The sequence below is a fragment of the Bradyrhizobium sp. Kon56 genome, assembly GCF_055807635.1.
In genome coordinates this window covers 27,849-53,529 of record NZ_JBVVOU010000007.1, presented here as the reverse complement: position 1 = coordinate 53,529, position 25,681 = coordinate 27,849, and the positions used below count along the sequence as shown (strand labels likewise).

Sequence of the window (25,681 nt, the reverse complement as noted above, 5' to 3'; positions counted from 1 at the left end):
CCGCGATGACCGCTATTTTCAAGCCGGAAGGCCAGCAGTTCCGGGCTACGGAGCATGCCGGCGGCCCGTGGTCGCCTGACATGTTGCAGGGAAGCGCCACCACCGCCCTGATGACCCGCGACATCGACCGTCTCGCCACCGAATCCGGCTTCGCGGTGCGGCGCCTGACCTTCGACCTGTGGCGACCGGCGGGCCTGCGCGTCTTCCAGACCACCACCGAATTGTTGCGCGACGGCCGCAAGGCCAAGACCGCCCAGGTGCGGCTGATGGACGGAGAGACCGAGATCGGCCGTTGCACGGCGCTCTTGACGGCGCCGAGCGGAGAATCGCCCGTCGATCCCTTCGCCAGGCCCGCGACTATCGACAAGACGCCTGAGACAGGCGCAGCACCGGCGGCCTTCGCGCAGAAATGGAGCCGGTATTTCCAGAACGTGTCGGTGCGGCTGATCGAGGGCGCGCTGGAGAAGCCCGGCCCGGCCGCCGCCTGGATGCGACTTGATGCACCCCTGGTCGAGGGCGAACCGAACACACCACTGCTCCAAGCGGTGCAGGCCGCGGACTTTTCGAGCGGCGTTGCGCAGATCGTCGACATGCGCAACTGGACCTTTATCAATCCCGAGATCAGCCTCTACTTCTTCCGACCGCCGGAGAGCGAATGGATCCTGATCCGCGCCGCCACGCGCGTCGGCACCAACGGCGCGGGCCTGACCATGGCGACACTGAGCGATCTCAAAGGTCCGTTTGCGGAGGTGATGCAAGCCATGAGCTTTGAGCGCCGCGACGCCGAGCGAGCTCAGGCCTCCTGAGCCGCAAGCGCGATCAGAGTGGCCTCGGACACGGCATCCGCCGGCATGAACATTTCAACGCGAAGCTCCTGAAGCGTCACGTCTTGCGGGGTCCCGAGCGTCAGCACCGCACCGATCAGACCGATGCGGGCGTCGCCCTTTCGTAAGCGCACTTCGCAGAGCGGCCCCGGCGCGACGTTGTCCTCGATCCTGAGTGCGGGAAGCTCCGGCAGCCGCGTCAATTCGCGCCACGTCGATTGCAGGGCCTCGTCGAGCGGTGCAGCCATCGCTTCGTGCCGCGCACGCGACAACAACGCGGTCGCGACGATGGGCCAATTCTCGACGAACGGCTTGAGCTCGTCCGGCGCGAGGAACATGCGCATGTGATTGAGCGGCCGCTGCATGCGTTCTTGCCCAAGCAGCATCGTCATCAGCCGCGACGCGGCGCAGTTGGCCTCCATCACGTTCCAGCGCCGATCGGTCGCGATCGCGGGAAACGGTTCGTGCCGCCGGAGCAGAAGATCGATCGCGCGCCGCGCGTCGGCAAGCTCCGGCGCTGAAAGATCGCGCTCGCCGTATAGTCGCGCGAAACCCCCGGCCTCCAGCAGCGCATTGCGATCACGCAGCGACAAACCGAGGGCGGTCGCGAGCTGCAGGAGGATCTCCCGGCTTGCCGCCGAGTTGCCGGTCTCGACATAGCTCAGATGCTTGATCGAAATGCCGGCCTCGAACGCCAGCTCCGCCTGGCTCAATGCACGGCGCATGCGCCAGCGGCGCAAAAGGTCGCCGACCGGATTGGCCGACCGTAATGGCCGGGACGAGCGTGTGTCCATCCGCGGATTATGCGAGCGTCACCGCCTCCTGTAAACGGCACTACTGCAAGCCAGCCGCCATCTGCTTCAGCCGCTCGGCAGTGCGCTCGTCGGCCGGGAAGAAGGTTTCCAGAGCCAGCTCCGACAGCGTGATGTCGACGGGCGTACCGAATACCATGGTGGTGGAGAAGAAACTTAGTATCTCCCCCTCGTGGCGCAGCTTGAAGGGGATCGCGACATTGTCGCTCGACAGCGGCGCCGCGCGCGCCGGGATCGGATAACTCTTCAAGTCGTTATACAGCTTGATCAGCTCGGGATCGGCCGTGGCCTCGCATTGCCGGTGCAGCCGCTCCAGGAGATGTCCGCACCATTCCGCGAGATTGACCGTGCGCGGCGCCAGCGCCTCGGGATGGAAGGCAAGCCTCAGCACGTTGAAGGGCTGACCGAGCAGCCGCTGCGGGATGCCGGCGAGCAGCGGCGCCAGCATGCGGTTGGCGGAGACCAGATTCCAGTGCCGGTCATAGGCCAGCGCCGGATTCGGCTCATGCGCCCTGAGGACGAGGTCGATCGCCTGGCGGGCTGATTTCAAGGCGGGATCCTCCAGCGTGCGTTGCGGAAAGGCCGGGGCATAGCCGGCGGCGACCAGCAGCACGTTGCGTTCGCGCAGTGGCACGTCGAGACGTTCGGCGAGTCTGAGCACCATGTCGCGCGAGGGCGCGGCGCGGCCGGTCTCGACGAAGCTCAAATGCCGCGCCGAGATTTCGGCCTCACCGGCGAGATCGAGCTGGCTCATGCGGCGGCGCTGCCGCCATTCGCGCAAATGGTCGCCGATATGGACCGGCTGGCTGCGTTCGGCCTGTGCGGTGGATGCATGTGCGTTCATGGTCGAAAACCTAGCACGCAGATTTCGGCCCTTCCATTACGTCGGAGGTAATCGAATTGGGGCTCGGGCCGGCGCATCTTGGGTCGCAACAGGAGACGACCATGATCGCATTGCTGCTCTACCGGACCGTCACAGACCAGCTAGTTCCCTGGGCCATGGCGCTCGCAACCCGGATGCTGGCGCGCAGCCTCAACATGCCGGAGCCGCTGGTGCATTCGACCGGCGACTACGTCGTCGCGCAGGTCACGGCCTTCGAGCACAGCGTCGGCAGGAGCCTCTGCCCGTTCCGCCTCGCCCGCCTGCTCCGCGCCTGGTGGCGTGGATTGCACTGAGTTTCACCTCGAGCCCACCCCAACCATGGAGACCCACGATGATCGACGCATCCACCTTCCTTCGCCGCGCGCTTCTTGCCGACGCGATCTTCAGCGGCGTGGCCGCTCTCGGTTTCACGTTCGGCGCCAGCGCGTTCGCCTCGCTGTTCAACCTACCCGAAGCGCTGCTGCGCGAGACCGGCCTGTTCCTGATCGCCTACACGGCGCTGGTCGGCTGGCTCGCCTCACGCGCCTCCGTGGCAAAGCCGCTCGTGCTGCTGGTCGTGGTCGGCAACGCGGCCTGGACCGTCGGCAGCATTGCGCTGCTGCTCTCGGGCGCGGTGTCGCCGAACCTTGCCGGCGAGCTCATGGTCGTGGCGCAGGCGATCGCGACCGGCGTGTTTGCCGAACTGCAATATGTGGGATTGCGCAGGAGCGGGAGTGTGCTGGCTGCCTGAGGCCACATCACTCGCGCTCGTTGCCCGGCTGGACCGGGCGACCCAGTATTCCAGAGGTAGTCGTCGCATACGGAGCTGCGGCGTACTGAATGCCCCGCTTTCGCGGGGCATGACAGTTATCCCAGAAGCTCGAACTCAGGCTAGGCCCGCGCGCGGCCCTTCGCCTTGCCGACGGCATGACCATTAAGCTTCTTCTTTTTGGCGGACTTCACGCTCGCCTTCTCGGCTTTGCGCTCCGCGCGCGCCTTCACCTTGGCGCGTTCGGCCCGCGCCTCGGCGCGCAGCTTCTTGCGCTTCTTCTCGCAAGATTCGCACTTGCAGCCGATCGGCTTCAGGTAGGCTTTGAAATAATCGGTGCCGTAGTCGTAATTGATCTCGTCGCCCGGCTCGATGTTCTTGATGGCGCGGATGAAAACCTTGCGCTCGCGCGGCCGCACGTCGGATTCGGCGTTGGGCCTGCACGAATGGTTGATGTAGCGCGCGAGGTTCTTGCGCACGGAGCCGTCAATGGTCCAGCGACCGTTGAGCTCGAACAGGTATTTGTTCTCGATGTCGTCGTGCTCGGGAATCCGGGAGTCCAGGATCGGTCCGTAATAACGGATGATCCGGGTGCCCTTCTTGATCGGCTTGGTGGCGAAGAGGCCGAGCCCGGTTTTCGAGCGGCCGACGCGATAAGGTTTGTTGGACGAGGTGGCTGGCATGATCACGAAAAACGAGGACGCGAACGAGGCTGAAAGAGCCCAAGCGAAGCCGCTCTTCTAGAACGATTCCGCGCCGCTGTCAGGTGTCTGTTGACCCCGTTTGAACCTTGCCCACAATCAAGACGTCTGATGGTACGGAGTTCCCACTCGATCAAAGGCGTCGTCATGTTCCGCATCACCACCGCAGGCTTGGCCATATTGCTCTTGGCCATGTTGCTGATGTGCAGTGGTCTCGACCGCGCCGACGCCCGATCCGTGGGCAGCCAATATACCTCGACGGCCCCGAAGGATTGCGGCCAGATCGGAAAGCCCAGCGAGCTCGACGGCAGCACCACGCGGGTCTGCAAGGGCAAGGATGGCCTCGTGGTCCTGATCGCCGAAGACGATCTTCGCGAAATCGTCTCCGTCGGCCGCAATCGCGAGGCCGCGGCCGAGGAACCGGCGGCTAAAGTCTGGTTCGCTCCGTTCAACTCGTCCGAAACCACCGTCGAATGGCGCACCGCTGGGGCCAAGCCGTTTGCGATGATCCAGCGCTGGCACATCGCCGATGGCACCGATCCCGACAAGCACGGGCGGCCGAACACCAAGGCCATGCTCATCGTGACCCGGCTGCCACCCGGCCCCGTCTGCCACGTCGCCTATGTCGACGCGATCGCCAACCCGAACGCCAATGAGCTCGCGCGCAAGGCCGCGGACGAGTTCGCCCGCAGCTTTACCTGCGGCAAGGACGAGGTGAAGATCATAGGCGCACGCGGCCGCGCGGTCGAGCCCGCGACGATGCGCTAGGCGCTCGCCGGCAATCGATCAGGGGCCCGGCGGCTTCCCCGTCACGGGCGACATCAGCATGGCCTCGAGCAGGCGTTCGGGAGTCGTGCCCTCGGGCAAACGCCCCAGAATATCCTCGAGCCGTCCATCGAGCAGCAGCATCGTAAAACCGTGCACCATCGACCAGGCGCGCGCGATCGCAGCGCCCTGATTGAGCGTCAGCGCGTCGCCGCGGATCTGCTCCTGCCGCATCATGCCGACGGCATTGGCGAGTCCCGCAAAGGACGCCTCGGCGGCCTCGTGCAGCGACGGCCTGGAATAGTCGAGGCGCTCGGTGCGGAACATGATGCCGTACATGCCGGGATGAGCCTGGGCATAGGCAACATAGGCTTTCGGCCGCGCCAGCGCGTGCTCAAGCGGGGTGGTGGCGGTGTCAGAGGACGACGCCATCGCCGCATTGAACTGGCGGAAGCCGACCGCCGCGAGCTCGCTGAGAAGCCCGGTGAGGTCACCGAAATGATGGGTGGGCGCGGCATGCGAGACGCCCGCCTCGCGCGCCACCGCGCGCAATGTCAGGCCGGCGAGCCCGTCACGCTCCAGCACCCGTTCGGCGGCCTGGAGCAGCGCCTCGCGCAGCGCGCCGTGGTGATAGGGCGCCTCGGACTTGACGCTCGCCGGTCGTCGCGCGGGACGCGCCGGCGCGCTCGCCTTCTTTGAAGTACGCGCACCGCGCGCGGTTTCTGTCCTGATCTCACTCTTGCCCATGGGCCAGCTATAGGACGCAATATTGACAGTGTAAAGATTTCACTTGACCAAAACCCCTCGTACGGCTATTTGATCTTTACGATGTAAAGATAAGGAAGGGATACGCCGTGCAGCAGGACGCCGTTGCCGAACGCCGCCACAACCTCGGTCCGATTCCGTTCGAGGCCGACGCGCCCTTCCTGAAAATCATCGGTGAATTGCCGCGCGAACTGAACGGCACGCTCTATCGCAACGGCCCCAATCCGCAGTTCGACTCGCCCGGCGCGCACTGGTTCGTCGGCGACGGCATGCTGCACGCCTTTCACCTCGAGAACGGCCGCGCCAGCCATCGCAATCGCTGGGTCCGTACGCCGAAATGGCTGGCCGAGCACGATGCCGGCCGCGCGTTGTTCGGGGGCTTCGGCCGCAAGCTGCCGGATGCGCCGCAAGACCTCACCGACGGCGGCGTCGCCAACACCAACATCATCTTCCATGCCGGCAAGCTGCTTGCGCTGGAAGAAGCCCATCTGCCGACTGAGATCGATCCGGGCACGCTCGCAACCCGCGGCTATCACAATTATCAGGGCCGTGTCGCCGGCAGCTTCACCGCGCACCCGAAGATCGATCCCGTCACCGGCGAGCTGGTGTTCTTCGGCTACAACGCCGCGGGTCCGCTGACGCCTGCCCTCTCCTACGGCTCGATCGACGCGTCCGGCAAGGCGACGCGCTTCGAACGTTTCGAGGCGCCCTATGCAAGCATGGTGCACGACTTCATCGTCACCGAGAACCACGTGCTGTTTCCGATCCTGCCCGTCACCGGCAGCATGGAGCGCGCGATCAGCGGGCGGCCGCCCTATGCCTGGGAACCGGACAAGGGCGCCTATGTCGGCGTGATCAAGCGCAAGGGCAGCGCGAAGGACATCGTCTGGTTTCGTGCTGAAGCCTGCTACGTCTTCCACGTCATGAATGCTTGGGAGGACGGTGACCGCATCATCGCGGACGTCATGCAGTTCGAGGAAGCACCACTATTTACGCATCCCGACGGCACGCCCACCAATCCCGAGAAATCCTTCGCTCGCCACTCCCGCTGGACCTTCGATCTTGCCGGGAAGACCGACCGCTTCCAGCAGACCTATCTCGACGATCTTACCGGCGAATTCCCGCGCATCGACGACCGCCGCGCCGGATTGAAGAGCCGTCACGGCTGGTACGCCTGCGCCAATCCGAAGCTGCCGATGTTCGGCGCGCTGTCCGGCGTCGTCCATGTCGATGGCAATGGAACGCGCCTCGGCCATTATCTGCTGCCGGCCGGCGACACCATCTCCGACCCGGTCTTCGTCGAGCGGTCGAAAGATGCGGCGGAAGGCGACGGCTGGCTGCTGGCGGTGGTCTGGCGCGCGCGGGAAAACCGCAGCGACCTCGCCGTGTTCAATGCCAAGGATGTCGAGGCCGGCCCCGTCGCGCTGGTGCAGCTCGGCCATCGCGTGCCCGACGGTTTTCACGGCAATTGGGTCGGCGCGCGGTAGCTCTCCTCTCGACATCGCTGATGTCACCAAAAGGTCTCTCATGCATATGCCCTCGATCACCGCGGACCGCCTCGCTGTCCTGATCCTGTTCCCGATCTGCGCCGGGATCACGCTCCCGATGATCCGGCCGCGGCGGAGCGGCCAAACCATCTTCAACGGCGGTATCTTGCTCGCCTTCGTCCTCTCGATCGCCTGTGCGTTACCTGTGCTGCCGCACCTGTCCCGGGCCGGCTTCATTGATGAGATGGCCGACCAAGCCGTTGCAGCAATCCAATTTTTGGAAGTCGCTTACGTCATTTTGACACTGTAAAGATTCTACTTGACCTCGCCTCGCTCCTGACATATTGATCTTTACACCGTAAAGATAAGGCCTGACCGAGGCGAACCATGGCGATTTTCCTGATCCTCGCGCCCTACGGCGCCTTCACTTTCCTGATGCTGATGACGTCTGCCACGATCAGCGTATTCGTAGCCTCGGCAACCTGTCTGGCCACCGTGGCGATCGATGTCGTGCGCGGTCGCTCGCTGAAGATCCTGGCTATGGGCTCGGCGCTGCTATTCGCCGCAATCGGCCTCCACCTCGCGCTGTTCGACCCGGCGCTTGGCACGCTCGGTGTCAAGCTGTCGGTCGACATCGGCATCTTCGTCATCTCGCTCGGCTCGATGCTGGTCCGGCGTCCCTTCACGCTGCAATACGCGGTCGAATCCGTGCCGGCCGAGACCGCGGCAATGCCCGGCTTTCTCTATGCCAATTACGTCATCACGGGCGCTTGGACCGCGGCTGCGCTGCTGATGGCGGCCGCCAATCTCGTGCTGCTCTATGTCCCCGGCCTGCCGCTCTGGTCGAGCCTTGCGGTCGCCTTCGCCGCCCGCAACAGCGCGATCTATTTCACCAAATGGTATCCCGAATATCGGCAAATCAAGTACGGTGCGCCGGCCAGCCCAATGTCCAACTCCCGCTGAACAGGATCGACGATGAAGGACGTATTCGCCCGCCTCGCCTCCGACCTCTTCTCTGCCATCGTCTTCCTGGTCATCTACATCATCACCGACAACGTCGTCCTGGCAACGTCGGTGGCGATTGCCGGAGCGATCGCGCAGGTGATCTACGCGCGCGTCAAGGGGCAGCAGCTCAATTACATGACCTATGCGAGCGTCGCGCTCGTCGTCGTGCTCGGCACGGTCACGCTGCTGACCAACGATCCCCGCTTCATGCTCGCAAAGCCCTCGATCGCGCATTTCGCGATCGGCGCCATCATGCTCAAGCGGGGCTGGATGCTGCGCTACATGCCGCCGATTGTCGTCGAGACCGTTCCGGAATATGTGACGGCTGCAGGTTATGCCTGGGCCGCGCTGATGTTCGTAATCGGCGCCGGCATGATCGCCGTCGCCTCCACAGGCGATCTGAAGCTGTGGGCGTTCTACATCACGGTGGTCGCGGGCGGCGCCAAGATCCTCGCCTTCGCCGTGCAATACGTCGTGCTTCGCCTCATCGTCACCAGCCGACGACGCGCCGCCGCCCGCGCCTAAATGCCTCCAACGGAGCGTTAGGCGCGAGCGGCGAGTTGCGCTATACGCTCGGCCGGGACTGGCCCGCGGATCGTCGCGGTCCGCCGGGATCTTGGGAGACGCGAATGGCCGTCGACGGCAACTGGACTCTGACCCTGACGACCCCCATGGGCGAGCGCAAGGCGACGCTGAGCCTGGCGGCTGCCGGCGGCACGCTCACGGGGACGCAGGGCGCGGAAGGCGATACAGCCGAGATTTTCGATGGCACCGTCAGCGGCGATGCCGTCAACTGGAAGGTCTCGATCACCAATCCGATGCCCTTGACGCTCGAATTCATCGGAACCGTCTCCGGCGACAGCATGAGCGGTGAGATGGGCATCGGCCCGATGGGCAGCTTCCCGTTCACCGGCACGCGCGCCTAAGCCGCGCGGCAACGGTGCGCGCGCTCGGTCTCATCGCGGCGACGATCCTGTGTGTCGCGACACAAGCGGCTAGCGCGGACGACGCCGAACCGGCGTGGCGGGCAAGCGCGCTCGCCATGCTACCGGCCGGCTATGTCGCCGGCACGGCCTATCGAACCGAAGGGCCGACGGGCTACCTCGCCGTCTATCCGATCTCGTCGAACGATCCGAAGTCACCTGCAAGCGTGTTCGCCACGCGCCAGGTTCTCGTGGTCGCGCTGACGCCGGATGCGACGCGCGCAATCTCGGCCGAATTGAAGCCGCGTAGCGGGCCCGATTCTGACAACGACGACACCGACTTCGCAAAGCTGCATGCCGATCTCGCCGCCAGGCGCTCAACGCTTCCCGACGGTACCGAGCCCTGCGATTTCGGCGCATGGTCCGTCGACAAGGATCCTGATGGCCTCAACGTGCGTGCCGAACCATCGATCAAGGCGCGTGTGCTCGGCACGCTTCCGCCGCCCTACCGGCTCAAGCTCGGCGGCAGCGAGAATACGCCGGATGGCGGCTGGCTTACCGAATTCCGCATCATCGGCTTCAAGAACGGCTGGTTTCTGATCGAAGGCGCCAAGCCGCCGGGCAAGGACTACGAGGACGACAAGAAATATCCGCGCAGCGCGCCAAAGCCCTATGCCGGACGCGGCTGGGTCGCCTCCAACAAGGTCGGCGCGTCCTACGCCAATGGCGCGACACGCATGGGCGGCCTGTTCCAAGCACCCTTCGTCGATGCGAAATGGACGCCCGCCCAGCGCGAGCTCGGCGGCGCGATCGACACCGACGGCGGACCGAAGCACATCTTTGCCTGCAGCGGCCTCTGGGGCTTGGTCGAGAGCCAGGACGGCGTCCGCGGCTGGTGGCGCGGGCTGTGCTCCAACCAGGTCACGAATTGTAGCTGACGAGAAAATCCCGCTCCGCGACAGTCGCCGCCCTTGCCTTCTTAACAATTCAGGGTTGTAGTTAAGCATTGCACGCGGGAGGGAAAAATGCCGCACAACGACACGCTTTCATTTCATCGATCACTGACCGCCACCTTCGTTTGCATTGTGCTGGCAGCTACGGCGTCGGCCGGCCGCGGCGAACCGTTGCCGCCGAAGATTTCGCCGGAGGCGACTGCCTGGAAGCCTGCCTCGATCTTTGAGAAGGAAGACAAGGACGACAAGTTCGAGGATCAGCCGCGCATGAATCTGAGCGGCGCGGCGTGCGTGCCGACGACACCAAAATTCACGTCGTGCCTGATTGCCAATGATGAGAAGAAATACGCGCAGTTCTTCTCGATCGAAGGAAACGTCCTCGTTCCACGGAAGCTCATCCGGCTTTCCGATGAAGACAAGGATCCCGATGCCGAAGGCGTCGCCTACGAAAAGGGTTTCTTCTATGTGACCGGCTCGCACGGCCGCAGCCGCAAGAAAGACAAGGAGAACCTGTCGAGCTACGTCGTGTTTCGGATCGCTGTGGATCCGCAAAACGGTATTCCCAAGACCGAACCCAACGCTAAGAAGGTCGATGGCGTGGAGGCGAGCCCGCGGATGCGCGAGGTTATTGAAAACGACAAATATGTAAAAGCGAAATTCAACAAGCCTCTTGCGGAGGGCGGCGTTGATATCGAAGGGATCGCGGTCAGGAACGGACGCATGTACTTCGGGCTGCGAGGACCGTCGCTCGACAAGCAAGCCTATGTGCTCAGCGTCGATGCGGGAGCACTGTTCACAAAGGCCGACGACCTCAAGCTGGACTAGATCCCGTTAGAACTCGGGGAAAATACCGGGATCCGGGACCTTGCCGCGGTGAACGACGGCATCTTGATTCTCGCAGGCCCGACGCGGAATGAAAAGGTTTTCCTATACAATTTGGTTGTGGGACGGCAGCAGCAAGACGGCAAAGCCGTTGGCAACGCTCGACCTCAGCACCGTCACAGCGGACGCCAAAGCGGAGATTCTACTTCCCCTCGAGGAAGACTCAGCCAGCATTCGCGCCCTCGTCATGTTCGACAGCGTGGAAAATGGCGGCGCTGTATCGTTCAGCATAAAGCGCTGAGCGCAGGCTGCGTAAATCCTCCGCCGGTCCAAGAACCGGCGGAAGGACGCAGGACCTGGCTAGCCGAGATTCAACTCTTTGAAGAAGTCATTGCCCTTGTCGTCGATGATGATGAACGCCGGGAAGTCGACGACCTCGATGCGCCAAATCGCTTCCATGCCGAGCTCGGGATATTCGAGCACCTCGACTTTCTTGATGCAGTGCTCGGCAAGATTCGCCGCGGCGCCGCCGATGGAGCCGAGATAGAAGCCGCCATATTTCTTGCAGGCCTCACGCACGGCTGGCGCGCGGTTGCCCTTGGCGACCATCACCATCGAGCCGCCGGCGGCCTGGAACTGATCGACAAAGGAATCCATACGGCCCGCAGTGGTCGGGCCGAACGCACCGGAGGCATAGCCCTCGGGCGTCTTGGCCGGGCCCGCGTAATAGACCGGATGGTTCTTGAAATAGTCCGGCAGCGGCTCGCCCTTGTCGAGCCGCTCGCGCAGCTTGGCATGCGCGGAATCGCGCGCGACGATCATGGTGCCGGTCATCGATACCCGCGTCTTGGTCGGGTACTTCGAGAACGTGGCAAGGATATCCTTCATCGGCTGGTTGAGGTCGATCTTGACGACCTCGCCGCCGAGCGACTGCTCGACCTCGGGCAGATACTGCGCCGGGTTGTGCTCGAGCTCTTCGAGATAGACGCCCTCCCTGGTGATCTTGCCGAGCACCTGGCGATCGGCCGAGCAGGACACGCCGAGCCCGATCGGGAGCGAGGCGCCATGACGCGGCATGCGGATCACGCGGACGTCGTGGCAGAAATATTTTCCACCGAACTGCGCGCCGACGCCGAGCGACTGCGTCATCTTCAGAATTTCCTGCTCCATCTCGAGATCGCGAAACGCGTTGCCGTCGGGCGAGCCGTGGGTCGGCAGCGCGTCGAGATAGCGAGCCGACGCCAGCTTCACCGTCTTCATGCAGAGCTCGGCCGAGGTGCCGCCGATGACGATCGCGAGGTGATAGGGCGGGCACGCCGCGGTGCCCAGCGTCAACACCTTCTCCTTCAGGAAGGCGAGCAGCCGGTCCTTGGTCAGCACCGAGGGCGTCGCCTGGAACAGGAAGCTCTTGTTGGCGGAGCCACCGCCCTTCGCCATGAACATAAACTTGTAGGCGTCATCGCCTTCGGCGTAGATCTCGCACTGCGCCGGCATGTTGTTGGCGGTGTTCTTCTCCTCGTACATCGACAGCGGCGCGACCTGCGAGTAGCGCAGATTGCGGCGCAGGTAAGCATCGCGCGCGCCTTCCGACAGTGCCGCCTCGTCGTCACCATCGGTGATGACGTTGCAACCCTTCTTGCCCATGATGATCGCGGTGCCGGTGTCCTGGCACATCGGCAGCACGCCGCCTGCAGCGATGTTGGCGTTCTTGAGGAAGTCCAGCGCGACGAACTTGTCGTTCGGGCTCGCCTCGCCATCCTCCAGGATCGCGCGGAGCTGCTTCAGATGACCCGGTCGCAGATAGTGGTTGATGTCGCCAAAGGCCGCTTCCGACAGGGCCCGCAGCGCGTCGCGGGACACCACCAGCATGTCCTTCCCCAAAACCTTCTCGACCCTGACGCCCTCGGACGAGACCTTCTTGTAGGGCGTCTCGTCCTTGCCCAGCGGAAACAGCGGCGTGTGCTTGTAGGGCGGAACGGGCTTTGCGGGATCGGGAAAGGCGGTAGGAGCGTTCATGGGCGGGAATCTCGGGGTTTTGGAGCCCTCGCATGGGCCCCTTTCATAGAAGCGTTCTAAGCTTTTTTGCTGCAAAGGGAAGGCGCTCTGGTGCGGTCGGGGCATCCCGATTCGGCGACACGGCGACCTATTTTCGGCGGCTGTCGGCGGACACCAAGCTCTCATGATGCCGGTGAAGACCCTGGGTGCACCCCTTGCGCTACGCGCCCGACGACGGTTGAATGCGCCCGCTAAGGGGCCTTTCATCATGACATTGAACTTGCACGTCCGCGGCGCGATCCTGGTCGCCGCCGCCATCACCGGCCTTGTGACCATCGCCTCGCCCGCCCGCGCGGACCGCTGCGATGACAGCGCCAAGGAGCTGGCGAACCAGGTCGATCGCCTCAAGGTGAATTTCCGCGCCGCCAACGTCGTCTACCTGACTCATCCGGCGGCCAAGGAATTGTCCGTGGCCTGCCGTGGCGACAAATATTCGATCGAGCTCTATGCCAAGGGCGATCGCAAGCCCAAGCCGGAGTTCTTTGCGCTGGTGGGGTCGATGGCCGCGATCGTCTTCACCGTGACCAAGGACGATACGACGACGGGCGCGACACGCTGCCTGAAGCGGATGGGGCTCTTGCGCGGCGACAAGATCAGCATGCGTTACCGGCGTCTCAACATGGAATGCGCCCGCACCAAGACGGATGCGTCCATCGCGATCACGCGCGGCAAGGACGAATAGGCGGTCCCCGCGCGGTGTGCGCCTGACAGCACACCGCCCACTACAGACCGTCATTGCGAGCGTAGCGAAGCAATCCAGAATCCCTCCGCGGAGACAGACTGGATTGCTTCGCTTCGCTCGCAATGACGAGGAGAGGTCTGTCCTCTCGCGGAAGCAGCGCGTGTGGCGGCACGAAAGCGGCCTCTCCACCGCACCGGATCCCTCGCATTTTAACGATTGGCTTGAAGGAAATTTTGCGTCTCGCGGCGCAGGGTCAATTGTTCCATATGTGAGGATTTGTGGATGAGCGTTTCTACCGTTACGCCGCCGCCGATCGCGATCGTGGTGCCGAGCTACGACACGACCAAGCAGCAGGACGATCAGACCAAGACCAAGGACAACGACCCGACCTATAAGCCGCCGCCGCCTGCGCCGCTGCCGCCGGGTCAGGGTACGCGGATCGATCAGCTCGCCTGATCAGCCGTGTCGAAGATGAAATGCCCGATCCGGTCGATCGGGCTTTTCGCGTGTCCGGCCGCAACTTCGCCGGATAGCGGGACCAATATCGTGCGCGGCTACCCTGAGACCTGCATGATCGCAAGACTCCTGTTGCAGAGCACGATCACCACCGCCGCCATGGGCGCGCTGCTGTTCGCGTCCGCCGGCACCCTGCATTGGCCGTCGGCCTGGGTGTTCCTCGCGACCTCCGCCCTGCTCGGCCCGCTTTGCGGCTGGTGGCTTTACCGGGTCGACCCCGCACTGCTCGCCGAACGTCTGCGGCCGGTCCTGCAAAAGGACCAGCCCGCTGCCGACAAGGTGTTCATGACCGTCTTCGTCGTCGCGATGCTGGTCTGGCTGGCGGCGATGGGGCTCGACCGGCGTACGCGGTCCTCCGACATGCCGATGGCGCTGCAGGTGCTCGGCCTCGCCCTGTTCCTGCTCTCGACGCTGTTCATCCTCTGGGTTTTCCGCGAGAACTCGTTCGCGGCGCCCGTGGTGAAGCTGCAAGCCGAGCGCGCGCAGCACGTGATCTCGACGGGGCCTTATGCCCATGTGCGCCATCCCATGTACAGCGGCATGATCCTGTTCTTCGCCGGCGTGCCGCTGCTTCTGGGCTCATGGTGGGGACTTCTGATGGTGCCGCTATTCCTCGTCTTGTTTGCGGGCCGCATTCGCATCGAGGAGCGCACGCTGCGCGAGGGCCTGCCGGGCTATGCCGACTATGTGACGCACGTGCGCTATCGCCTGCTGCCTGGCGTGTGGTGAGCGCGCGCATCACTCTGTAAATCGCAGAAAAGTGTTCCCTCCGATCGACTGACGTCGGCGGAAGCGTTCGCAGGCGCTCTAGCCATCCAATTCGCGGTAGCGGCGGAAGATGCCCTGCTCGTTGAAGGGAATACGGCGCTCGCTTTCGAGATAAGCCTTGATGTTCGGGCGCGCCGACACGCGGTCGTGCATGCCGACGAGGGCCGGGATATCTGTCTCGAACGCCTTCATCCGCTTCGGAAACGCATAGCGTAGTCCCGCGACGAGCTGGAACAGCGAGAGATCGACATAGGTCAGCTTGCGGCCGGTGACATAGGCGCCGCCATTGTCCTGAAGGAGGTGCTCGAAATAGCCGAGATATTTCGGCACGCGCTCGCCCCAGAAGTCGGCGGTGCGCTTCTTTGCCGGCGGTTTCTGATCTTCGTAGTAGAGCGAGGGCCCGAGCGGGTGATGGGTGTCGTGAATCTCGACCATGAAATCGGTGATCGTCAGCTGGAGCTGATGCACCCAGAGTTGACCCGCTTCCGACTTCAGGGCGAGGGCGTGGCGGGCGCCGAGATAGAGCAGGATGTTCGCGGTCTGGCCGATGACGAGCTTGCCGGCTTTGAGGAACGGCGGCGCAAAGGGCGGCGTGCCCTTGTGTGCGTCCATCATCTTCATCATCGCAGCTGTACCGCGTGGGCCACGCGCCACGTCGATGTAAGCCGCGCCAGCCTCCTCGAGCGCGAGCCGCACATATTCACCGCGGCCCTGGATCTCGGGCCAATAATAGAGCTCGTATTTCATGGAAGGGTCCGTGAGCGTGGAAGCGACGGGACCAATCTATCACGCGCGACAAGGTTCCGTCAGGATGGGGCGGAAGGGCGGCACCCCACGCTCCGTCATTGCGAGCGCAGCGAAGCAATCCAGACTGTCACCCTGGAGGGACTCTGGATTGCTTCGTCGCTGCGCTCCTCGCAATGACGGAAGCCTCAATTCGACGCGAAGCAATACAGCAGGCCGTCGCCGCCGGTGCTCTTCAGATCGGCCTGCGAGCAGCCGCCGTCGGGTCCGCGCGAGGGGTGTGCGGTGTTCCAGGATTTGACCGTCGGGTTGGTCGCAGGGCCGTTGATGTCGGAGTGGCCGAGCATCGCCGCGCCTTGCGTACTCGACGTCCAGTTTTTGCAGGTGCGGTCGTCGGGACCCGCAAACGCGGTGCCGTCGGACTGCGATCCCGTGAGAATGTCGTGCCGGTTAGGCTGGTCGCCATAGCCGTTTACAATCTCGCCCTTCTCGGTCAGCGCTGTCTCCTTGCTGATCTTGTTGGCGCTGTGCAAATCGGCCACGTCCTTGGCGATTTCCACGCCCTTGGCGTTCTGCCACGGTCCCTTGCCGATGCGGTCGCGCGCGTTGACGGCCGGCTTGCCGTCGGCGGCCTGCGTGGAGAGATAGGCGCGCCAGGTCTTACTGCCGGCGCCGCCGGCCTGGGCCAGCTTCTGGCACTGCGCATCGGCCCCCTCCAGACCGCCGAGATCGGCGCCTTTGCCAGGACCGTTGGAAGTCACGAAGAACGTCATGTTGGCCGACTGCGCCTGCGCCGATGGCGCCGCAAGCAAGGCCGCAGCGAGCGCGAGGCCTGAAATCGTCATGGTTCTCTCAATGCGGATCATCCTGTCCTCCATTTGTGTTGTCGTTGGCCGCCAGATTTCAACCCGACGCAAGCCCGCTTATTCCGATGCCGCGATGCGAGACGCCCAAAAGAAAAAGGCCCCGTGCAAGGAGCACGATGCCCTGTTTTTTTCATGTCGTCTGCGATCAGTTGGTCGACGGGATCGCCGACGATTCCCAGCCGCTTCCCGACTGCCATGTCGATTAATTGCTTCCCGGGACAATGGTGCCGGGCGAGCATACCAAATGGGCCGATCCTCAAGTGATCGTCCAGGGGAGGACGCGGGGGACTGTGGCGGGACCGTTCAGGGCGGCATCCGCGATGACATCGGGGCTGCGTAGCGCGCGGCGCAAGGGGAGATCGTTCATGCACCGGACCACAATCCGCCCAATCACGACAATTGCCGGCCGCGCCACCCTTTGCTGCCTTGCCGTCGGTCTTGCCCTGGGTCCGAACTGCGCCTTGGCCGCGGAACTGCTCAAAGCCCGGCTGGCGCAAAATCTCGCACCGATCTCCGGCCTTGCGATCGTCGCCAAGTCGAAGGGAATCTTCGAAAAGCACGGTCTGGACATCACGGTTTCGAACTTCACGTCCGGCAAGCAGTGCCTGGACACCGTGATCGGGGGCGGTGCCGACATCGCGACCACGGCGGAGGCGCCGGTCACCGCATCGACGATGGCAAACCAGCCCATCGCCTTCATCGCCGGGATGGAATATTCCGATCTCAAGACGCTCGTCGCGGCCAAGGCCGGCGTCAAGACCAAGGCAGATCTTCGCGGCAAGCGAATCGCCTTCACTGCCGGCACCGGTAGCGAGGTTTACACGGCGACCTTGCTGAAGTCGGCGGGATTGACGCCCAAGGATGTCACCCTCGTCAATCTGCGGCCGCAGGAGATGCTGCCGGCACTCGCGGCCGGAAGCATCGACGCGATCGACACCTGGGAGCCCCACGTCGCCAACGCGAAGAAGGCAATGGGCGAAGCCGTCACTGAGGTAGATACAAAAGGCACCTATTCCGAGACGTTCAATATCGTCGTCATGAAGCCGTACCTGGACGCCAACCCAGTGCTGGTCGAGAAATTCATCGCCGCACTGATCGATGCCGAGATCTGGATGAAGGCACAGCCGGATGAAGCAATCACGACAGTCGCGGACGCAGTTGGAATGAAGCGGGACGAACTCGCCCCCATCTGGGCCGACTATGTTTACCGGGTGCGTCTCGACGACCGGCTCATCGAGATTCTGAAGACCCATTCCGCATGGCGCCTCGAGAGCGGCAACCATCCTCCGGGAGCGGCGATGCCCGACTTCAGCAAGGTCGTCGTCACCGAGCCACTGAAAAAGGTCGATCCCGCACGCGTCACCCTGTCGTGGAAATAGGCACCCGCGCGGCCATGCAGGAAGCCACGTCAGCAGGACGCGATATTGCCATCCGCACTGGCGGTCGCGCTCGGCCGAATTCAGTTCGGCTTCGCCGCCTCAATATTCTGGTCGGGGCGCTTTCGCTTCCCTTGTTCATTGGGTTCTGGGAACTGGTCTCCCGTTCCGGGACCGTCAACATGGTGCTGTTTCCACCGCCGACGGTGGTTGCTGCGGCCGTGCTTGAGTGGATACGAAGCGGACAGTTCTTTAGCGATCTGTTGGCCAGCCTCTTTCGCGTCACCACGGGATTCATCATAGGCGGCGCGCTCGGCATCCTGCTCGGTGTTCTCACCGGCCAATTCCCCGTTATCTCGAGCTTGCTGTCCCCGCTATTCCATATCTTGCGGCCAATTCCGCCGATTGCGTTCGTGCCGATCGTCATCCTCTGGTTCGGCCTGTCGGAGGCGGGAAAATTGTTCCTCGTCGTATGGGGCGTATTCTTCACGGTGTGGCTTTCGACTCACATCGGCGTGCAGAAGGTCGACCGCGGCCTGATTCGGGCGGCATTGATGCTCGGCACGCCCCGACGGCAGATGCTGCAGGAGATAGTGCTGCTGGGCGCGCTTCCCTACATTGTCGTCGGGTTGCGCACCGCCGTCAGCATCTCCTTCTACACGCTCGTCGCGGCTGAACTGGCCGGCGCTTTCGCCGGCATTGTCTACAGGATCGAGATTGCGCAGCAGAATTTGCAAACGGGCCAGGTCATGGGCGGGCTCGCAGCGCTCGGGTTGATGTCGTTCATCGCCGACCGGCTGTTTGCGGCTCTTGCCGAACGTATCGTCTGGTGGCGCTGATGTCGGGATCTCGATCGGGCATGAAACTGGCACTGGCAAGTTCGCCTGCCTCCGTCGAATCGGCGCGAAAACAACCGGCCATTCAAGTCTCGAACCTGAGCATCGTTTTCGACACCAAGCGCGGGCAGATCATCGCGGTCGATCGCGTTTCGTTTGACGTGGCGCCTGGCGAGTTCGTTTGCATCGCCGGTCCCTCCGGCTGCGGCAAGTCGACGGTGCTCAATACGATCGCCGGGCTGGAAGTGCCGTTCGAAGGCGAGATCCTGGTCGAGGGTGCGCCCGTCTACAGTCCGCGTCCCGATGTCGGCATGGTGTTCCAGCAGCCGCATCTCTTCCCCTGGAAGTCCGTCCGCAGCAACATCGCCCACGGTCCCAGGATGCTCGGAAAGTCCACGACGGAAGCGTATGCCATCGCCGACGATCTGATCGCGATGGTCGGCCTCAAGCGTTTCGCCGACGCTTATCCGATGACGCTGTCCGGCGGCATGCAACAGCGCGTGGCGATCGCGCGAGCGCTGGCCAATCAGCCCCGTGTGCTGCTGATGGACGAGCCCTTCGGGGCGCTCGACGCGCAGACCCGCGCCGTGATGCAAGACAATCTGCTGGCGCTGCGCGACCGGATCAAGGCGACGATCGTGTTCGTGACGCATGACATCGATGAAGCCATCGTGCTGGCCGACCGCGTTCTCATCATGAGCGCGGGACCTGGCCGCATCCTGCGCGAAGTCGCGGTCAAGCTGCCGCGCCCGCGGTCGAGTTCTGTCATGGTCGAGCCAGCATATCTTTCGCTCAAGAAAGATTGTCTCGACGTCATCCGCGCAGAAGGGTTGCGGGCATTCAATCAGTCGGACGCGGACTGATGACGCGGAGTCCGCGTCTGAGGCGAACGCAGGGAGCTGGCATGGTTCTTGAATAGCCGATGCCAGGTCTCACATGCGGAGCCGGCCATGCACAGGGCGAACAGCGCGATAGCGGCAGGTGTGATGCTCGCGGAGTCGGACGATCTCGTCAGACCGCTGCCCGGCTTATTGGATGGTCTCAACCGGGCTGATTGCAATCGCTTGCGTGCGATCGGACGCGAAAAGATCCTGGAAGCCGGCCAACTGGTGTGGTCCCAGGGCGACGCACAGGCCGGGATCTACCTGATCAGCGAGGGGCGCATACGCAGCTACTATGCCGCACCGTCGGGGCGCGAAGTCACGCTCGCCTATTGGTTTCCAGGCAACTTCGTCGGCGGGCCCGACATCTTCGGGACAGGCCCGCATATGTGGACATCGGTTGCGGCCGAGCGCAGCCGGTTGACGTTCATGCCCGGACTGGCATTGCGGCGGCTTGCGCTCGAATCGCCGGCAATCGCCGTCGCCTTGCTGGATGCCCTCGCATTCAAGGCGCGATGCTATTCGGCAATGGCCCAGATGCTTGGGACGCGCTCGGTCACCGAGCGGCTGCATAGCCTGCTGATCTTCCTGTCGCATGTCTACGGCGTGAAACGCGACGGCGAGATCGTCGTCGGCATGCCGTTTACGCACGGCGACCTTGCCAATCTGATCGGATCCACCCGCCAATGGGTGACCGTGCAACTCGCGCGGCTCCAGGATGAAGGCGTGATCAGATACGAAAGATCCGTGATTGCGATCCTGGATGTTCCTACACTTGGGCAGGCGATGGGATAATGTCCGCCCGTTAGCCGCCAGACTTCAATTCGAATGCCGATCCGTCTGCGCCGGCCTCGAACCGCCGTGCGAGTCCGATCAGCGCGCGATCGTGCCAGGCCGGCGCCAGCAGGGTCACGCCCATGGGCATGCCGTTCGGCAATTTCGTATTCGGAACGGCGACGCCGCAGAGATCGAGTAGATTGGCAAAGTACGAGTAGTAGCCCAGACGATTGTTGAGGGTGATCGGATCACGATGCATCTCCTCCAGTGTGAACGGCCGCGGTGCAGTCGGAACCACCAGGGCATCGATGCCGGCAAAGATTGCTTCGGCGTCGCGGCGAAGCCGGTGCAGCCGGTGAATGGCGCCAAACGTGTCGATCGCCGAATACCCGGCGGCTGAGCCCAGCACGGTCCTCGTGACATCAAGCAAGGCGCCGGATTCGACGTCGATGAGCGAAGCGATGGCCGAGTGCCGCTCCGCGACCCAGGGACCGCTGAACATCAACTCCCCGGCCTGGCGGAATGGGGCGAAGTCCACCTCGAGCGCCGTTCCTCCGATATGAGCAAGACGTTCGCAGGCACTCTCGTAGAGTTCGCCGCATTCCGACATGCCGAAGCATTCGAGATCTGCTGGCGCAACGCGGCCGAACCGGAATGATGCCGCCGCACCGTTGGCGGGGAAAAAGGTTCTGGGCAGGCGGCTGTAGGGATCTTCGAAATCAAACCCTTCGATGATGTCGAGGATTGCTTCGCCGTCGCTGACGGTATTGCAGAATACCGACACGCAATCGATCGTCGGACAATTCGGCACCAGGCCACGTGATGACACCAGCCCAACGGTCGGCTTGATTCCGACGATGTTGTTGAACCCGGCAGGTATGCGCCCCGAGCCGCCGGTATCGGTGCCGAGCGCAAAGGCGACGTGCCCCGCCGCCACGGCGACCGCGGAGCCGGAACTGGAACCGCCCGCAACATAGCGCGCATCGGCAACCGACGCGCAGGGGCCATGGGGCGAGCGCACGCCGGACAGGCCTGTGGCGAACTGATCGAGATTGGTCTTTCCGAGGCAAATTGCGCCGGCTGCGGTGAGGCGTTCGACGCTATGCGCGGAATGCCAGGGCGTATAGCTGAACGCCGGACATGCGGCAGTGGTCGGCATTCCCGCGACGTCGATGTTGTCCTTCACACCAAATGGAATGCCGAGCAGCGGAAGATTTTCGCCCGTCCGCGCGCGCGCCACCAGCTTATGGCATTCTTCGAGTGCCTCCTGCCGCGGGCGAAGATAGATCCAGCAATTGCGGTCGCGCTCGGCCTCGATCCGGTCATACGCCGTTCCGATCGCCTCCAGCAGCAGGGACGAACTCCTGGCAATGCCTTCGTAGTTTGTCCTGAGGCGCGCGACACACTGGCTCACGGAATATCTCCTCATCCAACCGGCAGGCGCGAAATTGCGGCAGCTCTGCGCGGCCAACAAGCAATTAAGTGCTTCCCCCAAATGGCCGCCTGACCGGAAACGCGCCGCTCAAACAAAAAGGGCGCCGTGCCGAAGCACGACGCCCTCGTTTGTCGCTATACGGGCGATCAGTTGGTCTGCTGGATCGCCGACAATTCCCAGGTGCCGCCCGGACGTCGGGCAAAGGTCCAGACTTCGGTGGCCTCGCCCGGCTGCTCGCTGCCGGCGACAATCGCGCCGGTATTGCGGTCGAGCGTCTTGTCGGTGAGCGCGAAGCGCAGCGCCACCGTCGCGTAATCGGTCTCGCCTTCGCGCCAGGATTCCGCGAGGTCGCCCTGCAACAGCTTCACACCGCTGACCTTGTTGACGACATTGCGCGCGCGGTTCTGGCCGAGGTCCTGCTCGAAATAGGAGACCATTTCCGGCGTCGCGAGCGTGTGCAGCTTGGCCACGTCCTCGTTGGACCAGGCCGACTGGACGTCGCTGAGCAGGCGCTCGAACGCTTCATAGTCGTCCGGCTTGATCTCGAGCGGTGCGTTGTTGGCGCCGAAGCCGAAGCCACCGCCAAGACCACTACGATTGTTCGCCTGCGGTCCCGGACCGGCACCGGCGTCAGCATTGGCATAGGCCGCCTGCGGGGTGTGGCGGCGCTGCCACCAGGACATCGCCAGCCGAACCACGAGCACCACGAGGACGATCTGGATGATCAGGCCGATGATCGACGACAGGCCACCGAGGCCGCCGAACAGGCCACCGCCGAACAGCATGCCGAGCAGGCCCGCGCCGAGGAACCCGGCCGCAAGGCCGCCCATGAAGCCGCCGGCCCGGCCGAACAGACCGCCACGCGCGGGTGCGGCGGCAGCCGAATTCATGCCTGCGCCCGGCTGGGTGTAGGTCCGATTGAACTGCGAGGTCGAGCCCGGCGCGGTCGTGGTCGATGGCGGGGCCGAATAGGTGCGCGAACCGCGCGAACCCGACGACATACCGCCACCGACGCGCGCGTCGGCGGACGAGATCGCCAGCGCAGTCGGCAGCGCAAGCGCCAGCACGACGGCAATCGTCTTGAAGAGACTGCGGGAGCGTTGCGAGAAATTCATGTTGGTTTCCCAGATCCCCGGCATGGGGATGTGCCCCTAAGATGGGCAGCCTTCCGTAAAAAGGAAGCCACTATCGGAACTTATGGCTGCGGCCCTCAGTCGCGGGGATGTGGCAAAAGCCCATATTTGGCGGCGGCTTGGCCGGGTGTGCAAAGGAGCCGCGGTCGCCGGCTACCGGTCGGTTTGGCGACAGCAGTTCAGCTTTTTTCCGTCATTGCGAGCGAAGCGAAGCAATCCAGGCTGTTTCCGCGGAGGCAACTGGATTGCTTCGTCGCTTCGCTCCTCGCAATGACGGAGAATGTGGAGCCCGCGCCCTCACCCCGCCTTCGCCATCGTCTCCTTCACGGCCGCCACGAGCTGGCTAAGTGTGAACGGCTTGGGCAGGAAGTCGAACTGCTGGCCTTCGGGCAGGCTCTTCTCGAACGCGTCCTCGGCGTAGCCGGAAACGAAGATGAACTTGATGTCGGGGTTCTTCTCGCGCATCGCCTTGAGCAATGTCGGGCCGTCCATCTCCGGCATGACGACGTCGGACACGACGAGATCGATTCCGCCGCTCTGCTCTTCCAGCACCTCCAGCGCCTCGACGCCGTTCTCGGCCTCGACCACGGTGTAGCCGCGCGAGCGCAGCCCGCGTGCGTTGAGCGCGCGCAGACCCTCCTCGTCCTCGACCAGGAGGATGGTGCCCTGTCCGGTGAGATCGGTGCGGGGCTTGGCGTCCGCCACGGACCCGGCCTCCTTCGCGGCACCATTGCTGGCGCCAACGACCGGCGCCGGCTGCTCGACCTGCACCTCCGGCTCGGCATGATGGCGCGGCAGGAAGATGTGGAACGAGGTGCCCTGCCCGGGCTCGGAGTCCACGTAAATGAAACCGCCGGTCTGCTTGACGATGCCATAGACGGTGGAGAGCCCGAGGCCGGTGCCCTTGCCGACCTCCTTGGTCGAGAAGAACGGCTCGAAGATCTTGTCGCGGATGTCGGCGGGAATGCCGGTACCGGTGTCGGCGACCTCGATCCGCACATAGTCGGCGGCTGGCATGCCCTTGTAGGCCAGCCTGGCCGCTTCCTCGGTGGTGACGTTTGCGGTGCGGATGATCAGCTTGCCGCCGTCGGGCATGGCGTCGCGCGCGTTGACCGCGAGGTTGACGATGACCTGCTCGAACTGGGAGACGTCGACCTTGACCGGCCAGAGATCGCGGCCGTGGATGGTCTCGTGCTTGACCTTCTCGCCGATCAGCCGGCGCAGCAGCATGGCGAGATCGGAGAGCGCATCGCCGAGGTCGAGCACCTGCGGCCGCAGCGTCTGCCGGCGCGAGAACGCCAGCAACTGTCGCACCAGCGTGGCGGCCCGCGTCGCGTTCTGCTTGATCTGCATGATGTCCTGGAACGACGGGTCGGTCGGCTTGTGCGCGTTCAGCAGGAAGTCGTTCGCCATCATGATGGCGGAGAGCACGTTGTTGAAGTCGTGGGCGATGCCGCCCGCGAGCTGGCCGACGGTCTCCATCTTCTGCGACTGGTTGATCTGGTTCTCCAGCGCGCGCCGCTCGGTGGTCTCGAGCATGTGCACAATGGCGACTTCGGCGTCGTTCTCGGCCGCATCCACCGGCGTGACGAAGAACTGGCCCCAGCGCTCTCTGGTTCCTTCGAGCGCCACTTCGACCGGCGCGACGTCGGCCTGGCCCTCCGCAGCCTGGTTGATGGCCGCGATCAAGAGATGCCGGTCGCGCGAATTGACCGCGCGGAAGATCGACTTGCTGGCGCTGTCGAGCCCCAGTGCCTGCCCGAGCTTGGCGTAGCGCGCATTGGCGCGCACGACGTTGCCGCCGCGGTCGACGGTGGCGATCGCCATCGGGGTATGGTCGAAAAAGCGCATGAAGCGCACTTCGGCGGCGCGGTCGGGATCGCTGCGCTCGTCGCGGGCACGGCTGATCACCAGCGTGCGCGACGGGCCCGGCGCACCGTCGGCGCCGAAGGCGAGCTTGTGATAGAGCCGAACCGGCATGGTCTTGCCGGTACGCATGCGCAGGTCGATGTCGAAGACTTCCGTCTTGACCTCGCCCGGCACCGCCACGATCGCGGTGAGCAGCGAAGCACCGTCGCCGGAGACGATGTCGGTGAGCTTCAGCCCGCCCGAGCCGATCTCGGCGAGGTCGTAGTCGAGCCAGTTCGCCAGCGTCGCGTTGACGTAAGCGAGCTCCCCGGCCGGATTGACCGAGAAGAAGCCGCAGGGCGCGTGATCGAGATATTCGATCGCGTGCTGGAGTTCCTGGAACACGTCCTCCTGGCGCTCGCGGTCGCGGGTGATGTCTGCGATCGACCACACCGCGTATCTCGTCTCGCGCTTGCCGGTGCCGAGGGGCCGCACCCGCATGCGGAGCCAGCGGCCCTGGCTGCCATCATTGCCGGAGATGCGGACCTCTTCCTGCTGCCGCTTGCCTTCGCGCGCGGCTTTCAACAGGCGGAACACCGCCTCGGAGACGTCGGGGTTGCCGATGAAGACGCGCTCCACGGGGCGCACGTCCTGCGGACCGGCGGCGCCGGTCAGCGTCAGGTAGGCCGCATTGGAATAGACCACATGGCCGCGCGGGTCGGTCACGGCGAGGCCGTCGAAGGCGTGGTCGGCGATGCGCCCCATCACGGGATCGTCGAGATTGCGGTCGACGAAGCGGATGATGCCGGCGGCGAAGGCGAACAGGTTGAACAGGCCGACCATGGCCAGCACGGCGAGGATGCCGAGGATATAGGGCTGGGCCTGCGCGCGCCCAAGCGTCATCAACCCCACGGCAACGGCGACGAGACCGGCGGCCACCAGCAGCACCAGCGCAATGCTGCCCGAGCGCGGCGCCGGCTCGTGCGCCGCAACGGGCTCGCGTGTGAGGTCGTGGTCGGTCTCGGCAGTCATCTCAAGCTGGCACAGCCTGTCGGCAGAGAATCAACGCGCTACAG

General features: G+C 64.0%; 29 protein-coding genes. 19 read left to right on the top strand and 10 right to left on the bottom strand.

Annotated features, from left to right (window positions below):
- Positions 1-5 precede the first annotated feature (5 nt).
- Positions 6-806, top strand: a complete 801-nt coding sequence (locus tag AC0L3B_RS13315) for a thioesterase family protein (RefSeq protein ID WP_085396044.1) — start codon at positions 6-8, stop codon at positions 804-806.
- Here AC0L3B_RS13315 and AC0L3B_RS13310 read toward each other — a convergent pair.
- Both AC0L3B_RS13310 and AC0L3B_RS13305 read right to left on the bottom strand, forming a co-directional pair.
- Positions 794-1,618 carry a helix-turn-helix domain-containing protein gene (locus AC0L3B_RS13310; RefSeq protein WP_473380507.1) on the bottom strand — a complete coding sequence of 275 codons (825 nt, stop codon included), beginning with the start codon at positions 1,616-1,618 and terminating at the stop codon, positions 794-796. The two genes, AC0L3B_RS13315 and AC0L3B_RS13310, sit on opposite strands and share 13 nt — an antisense overlap.
- A 40-nt stretch (positions 1,619-1,658) precedes the next feature.
- Complete coding sequence (locus AC0L3B_RS13305) at positions 1,659-2,480, bottom strand: helix-turn-helix domain-containing protein (protein WP_204511671.1); 822 nt, start codon at positions 2,478-2,480, stop codon at positions 1,659-1,661.
- A gap of 101 nt (positions 2,481-2,581) precedes the next feature.
- Between AC0L3B_RS13305 and AC0L3B_RS13300 the strand changes: the two genes are divergently transcribed.
- Together AC0L3B_RS13300 and AC0L3B_RS13295 are read left to right on the top strand one after the other, a co-directional pair.
- Positions 2,582-2,812 (top strand): hypothetical protein, encoded by a 231-nt coding sequence (locus tag AC0L3B_RS13300; RefSeq protein WP_026233166.1) that lies wholly within the window; start codon positions 2,582-2,584, stop codon positions 2,810-2,812.
- Positions 2,813-2,850: 38 nt separating this feature from the next.
- Positions 2,851-3,249: a hypothetical protein gene (locus tag AC0L3B_RS13295; RefSeq protein WP_018456396.1), complete on the top strand. Its 399-nt coding sequence runs from the start codon at positions 2,851-2,853 to the stop codon at positions 3,247-3,249.
- Positions 3,250-3,389: 140 nt separating this feature from the next.
- Here AC0L3B_RS13295 and AC0L3B_RS13290 read toward each other — a convergent pair whose 3' ends face one another.
- Positions 3,390-3,950, bottom strand: coding sequence for an SET domain-containing protein (locus AC0L3B_RS13290; RefSeq protein ID WP_085358931.1), 561 nt, complete (start codon positions 3,948-3,950; stop codon positions 3,390-3,392).
- A 165-nt stretch (positions 3,951-4,115) separates the two neighbouring features.
- Here AC0L3B_RS13290 and AC0L3B_RS13285 point away from each other — a divergent pair, with 165 nt between their 5' ends.
- The gene (locus tag AC0L3B_RS13285) at positions 4,116-4,736 is read left to right on the top strand and encodes a hypothetical protein (RefSeq protein WP_473380624.1); all 621 of its coding nucleotides are present in this window, start codon (positions 4,116-4,118) and stop codon (positions 4,734-4,736) included.
- Positions 4,737-4,754: 18 nt separating this feature from the next.
- Here AC0L3B_RS13285 and AC0L3B_RS13280 read toward each other — a convergent pair whose 3' ends face one another.
- Positions 4,755-5,480 carry a TetR/AcrR family transcriptional regulator gene (locus AC0L3B_RS13280; RefSeq protein WP_018456399.1) on the bottom strand — a complete coding sequence of 242 codons (726 nt, stop codon included), beginning with the start codon at positions 5,478-5,480 and terminating at the stop codon, positions 4,755-4,757.
- Between the two features lie 107 nt (positions 5,481-5,587).
- Between AC0L3B_RS13280 and AC0L3B_RS13275 the strand changes: the two genes are divergently transcribed.
- From AC0L3B_RS13275 to AC0L3B_RS13240, 8 genes are all read left to right on the top strand, one after another.
- The gene (locus AC0L3B_RS13275) at positions 5,588-6,985 is read left to right on the top strand and encodes a carotenoid oxygenase family protein (RefSeq protein WP_473380506.1); all 1,398 of its coding nucleotides are present in this window, start codon (positions 5,588-5,590) and stop codon (positions 6,983-6,985) included.
- A gap of 40 nt (positions 6,986-7,025) precedes the next feature.
- Complete coding sequence (locus tag AC0L3B_RS13270) at positions 7,026-7,295, top strand: hypothetical protein (RefSeq protein ID WP_085396041.1); 270 nt, start codon at positions 7,026-7,028, stop codon at positions 7,293-7,295.
- A gap of 77 nt (positions 7,296-7,372) precedes the next feature.
- A complete protein-coding gene (locus AC0L3B_RS13265; RefSeq protein ID WP_085396039.1) occupies positions 7,373-7,948 on the top strand; it encodes a hypothetical protein in 576 nt (191 codons plus the stop codon).
- Between the two features lie 12 nt (positions 7,949-7,960).
- Entirely contained in the window at positions 7,961-8,515 is a 555-nt protein-coding gene (locus AC0L3B_RS13260) for an inner membrane-spanning protein YciB (RefSeq protein ID WP_085349396.1), read from the top strand.
- Positions 8,516-8,619: 104 nt separating this feature from the next.
- On the top strand, positions 8,620-8,916 hold the full coding sequence (locus AC0L3B_RS13255) for a hypothetical protein (protein ID WP_085396038.1): 297 nt from the start codon (positions 8,620-8,622) through the stop codon (positions 8,914-8,916).
- A 14-nt stretch (positions 8,917-8,930) separates the two neighbouring features.
- Positions 8,931-9,851 (top strand): SH3 domain-containing protein, encoded by a 921-nt coding sequence (locus AC0L3B_RS13250; RefSeq protein ID WP_473380505.1) that lies wholly within the window; start codon positions 8,931-8,933, stop codon positions 9,849-9,851.
- 87 nt (positions 9,852-9,938) lie between these two features.
- On the top strand, positions 9,939-10,691 hold the full coding sequence (locus AC0L3B_RS13245) for a DUF3616 domain-containing protein (RefSeq protein WP_473380504.1): 753 nt from the start codon (positions 9,939-9,941) through the stop codon (positions 10,689-10,691).
- Between the two features lie 88 nt (positions 10,692-10,779).
- The gene (locus tag AC0L3B_RS13240; RefSeq protein ID WP_473380503.1) at positions 10,780-10,989 is read left to right on the top strand and encodes a hypothetical protein; all 210 of its coding nucleotides are present in this window, start codon (positions 10,780-10,782) and stop codon (positions 10,987-10,989) included.
- Positions 10,990-11,048: 59 nt separating this feature from the next.
- On the opposite strand, the gene AC0L3B_RS13235 is transcribed toward AC0L3B_RS13240, so the two are convergent.
- Positions 11,049-12,704 (bottom strand): fumarate hydratase, encoded by a 1,656-nt coding sequence (locus AC0L3B_RS13235; RefSeq protein ID WP_018456404.1) that lies wholly within the window; start codon positions 12,702-12,704, stop codon positions 11,049-11,051.
- 247 nt (positions 12,705-12,951) lie between these two features.
- Between AC0L3B_RS13235 and AC0L3B_RS13230 the strand changes: the two genes are divergently transcribed.
- From AC0L3B_RS13230 to AC0L3B_RS13220, 3 genes are all read left to right on the top strand, one after another.
- Positions 12,952-13,425: a hypothetical protein gene (locus tag AC0L3B_RS13230; protein ID WP_026233168.1), complete on the top strand. Its 474-nt coding sequence runs from the start codon at positions 12,952-12,954 to the stop codon at positions 13,423-13,425.
- Positions 13,426-13,707: 282 nt separating this feature from the next.
- Positions 13,708-13,881 carry a hypothetical protein gene (locus AC0L3B_RS13225; protein ID WP_166517615.1) on the top strand — a complete coding sequence of 58 codons (174 nt, stop codon included), beginning with the start codon at positions 13,708-13,710 and terminating at the stop codon, positions 13,879-13,881.
- Positions 13,882-13,995: 114 nt separating this feature from the next.
- On the top strand, positions 13,996-14,670 hold the full coding sequence (locus tag AC0L3B_RS13220) for a methyltransferase family protein (protein ID WP_026233169.1): 675 nt from the start codon (positions 13,996-13,998) through the stop codon (positions 14,668-14,670).
- Positions 14,671-14,748: 78 nt separating this feature from the next.
- Here AC0L3B_RS13220 and AC0L3B_RS13215 read toward each other — a convergent pair whose 3' ends face one another.
- Both AC0L3B_RS13215 and AC0L3B_RS13210 read right to left on the bottom strand, forming a co-directional pair.
- Positions 14,749-15,456 (bottom strand): glutathione S-transferase, encoded by a 708-nt coding sequence (locus AC0L3B_RS13215; RefSeq protein ID WP_085349401.1) that lies wholly within the window; start codon positions 15,454-15,456, stop codon positions 14,749-14,751.
- A 185-nt stretch (positions 15,457-15,641) separates the two neighbouring features.
- Positions 15,642-16,319, bottom strand: coding sequence for a lectin (locus tag AC0L3B_RS13210; protein WP_085349432.1), 678 nt, complete (start codon positions 16,317-16,319; stop codon positions 15,642-15,644).
- 461 nt (positions 16,320-16,780) lie between these two features.
- Between AC0L3B_RS13210 and AC0L3B_RS13205 the strand changes: the two genes are divergently transcribed.
- The 4 genes from AC0L3B_RS13205 (at position 16,781) to AC0L3B_RS13190 (ending at position 20,207) form a co-directional block, all read left to right on the top strand.
- Positions 16,781-17,698 (top strand): NrtA/SsuA/CpmA family ABC transporter substrate-binding protein, encoded by a 918-nt coding sequence (locus tag AC0L3B_RS13205; RefSeq protein WP_317246108.1) that lies wholly within the window; start codon positions 16,781-16,783, stop codon positions 17,696-17,698.
- 14 nt (positions 17,699-17,712) lie between these two features.
- Positions 17,713-18,534, top strand: a complete 822-nt coding sequence (locus AC0L3B_RS13200; RefSeq protein WP_245329551.1) for an ABC transporter permease — start codon at positions 17,713-17,715, stop codon at positions 18,532-18,534.
- Between the two features lie 20 nt (positions 18,535-18,554).
- A complete protein-coding gene (locus AC0L3B_RS13195) occupies positions 18,555-19,394 on the top strand; it encodes an ABC transporter ATP-binding protein (protein WP_162496421.1) in 840 nt (279 codons plus the stop codon).
- An 87-nt stretch (positions 19,395-19,481) separates the two neighbouring features.
- Complete coding sequence (locus tag AC0L3B_RS13190) at positions 19,482-20,207, top strand: Crp/Fnr family transcriptional regulator (protein ID WP_473380502.1); 726 nt, start codon at positions 19,482-19,484, stop codon at positions 20,205-20,207.
- A 10-nt stretch (positions 20,208-20,217) separates the two neighbouring features.
- On the opposite strand, the gene atzF is transcribed toward AC0L3B_RS13190, so the two are convergent.
- The 3 genes from atzF to cckA form a co-directional block, all read right to left on the bottom strand.
- The gene (atzF, locus tag AC0L3B_RS13185; protein WP_473380501.1) at positions 20,218-21,603 is read right to left on the bottom strand and encodes an allophanate hydrolase; all 1,386 of its coding nucleotides are present in this window, start codon (positions 21,601-21,603) and stop codon (positions 20,218-20,220) included.
- Between the two features lie 167 nt (positions 21,604-21,770).
- Positions 21,771-22,763, bottom strand: a complete 993-nt coding sequence (locus AC0L3B_RS13180) for a Tim44 domain-containing protein (RefSeq protein WP_085349406.1) — start codon at positions 22,761-22,763, stop codon at positions 21,771-21,773.
- Positions 22,764-23,054: 291 nt separating this feature from the next.
- Positions 23,055-25,637, bottom strand: a complete 2,583-nt coding sequence (gene cckA, locus AC0L3B_RS13175) for a cell cycle histidine kinase CckA (RefSeq protein ID WP_473380500.1) — start codon at positions 25,635-25,637, stop codon at positions 23,055-23,057.
- Between the last annotated feature and the right edge of the window lie 44 nt (positions 25,638-25,681).